General features: G+C 65.3%; 1 protein-coding gene. It reads left to right on the top strand.

The features are described 5' to 3' along the window. Position 1 precedes the first annotated feature (1 nt). A partial coding sequence (locus HX846_RS38710) for an SDR family oxidoreductase (RefSeq protein ID WP_256740563.1) occupies positions 2–504 on the top strand: 503 nt, incomplete at its 3' end.

Here is a 504-nt window from a genome sequence, read left to right as displayed (position 1 = left end):
CATCGGCCTGGGGATTGCCGCCTGGTTGATCAGCGAAGGCTGGCAGGTGGTATTGACGGACCTGGACCGTGAGCGCGGTTCCAAGGTGTCCAAGGTGCTCGGCGACAACGCCTGGTTTATTACCATGGACGTGGCCGATGAGCGGCAGGTTGCCCAGGGCGTGGCCGAGGTGCTTGGCCAGTTCGGGCGCCTGGATGCGCTGGTGTGCAATGCTGCCGTGGCTGACCCGCGCAACATCACCCTGGAAAGTCTCGACCTGGCTTACTGGAATCGTGTACTGGCGGTGAACCTCAGTGGTCCCATGTTGCTGGCCAAGCACTGTGCGCCCTACCTGCGGGCCCACGGCGGCGCCATCGTCAACCTGGCGTCGACCCGGGCACGCCAGTCGGAACCGGACACCGAAGCCTATGCGGCGAGCAAGGGCGGTTTGCTGGCCCTGACCCACGCGTTGGCTATCAGCCTCGGGCCGGAAGTACGGGTCAATGCCGTCAGCCCGGGCTGGAT

It is taken from the genome of Pseudomonas sp. K5002, from assembly GCF_013386655.1.
Lineage (GTDB): Bacteria > Pseudomonadota > Gammaproteobacteria > Pseudomonadales > Pseudomonadaceae > Aquipseudomonas.
This window is presented reverse-complemented; position numbering and strand designations above follow the sequence as displayed.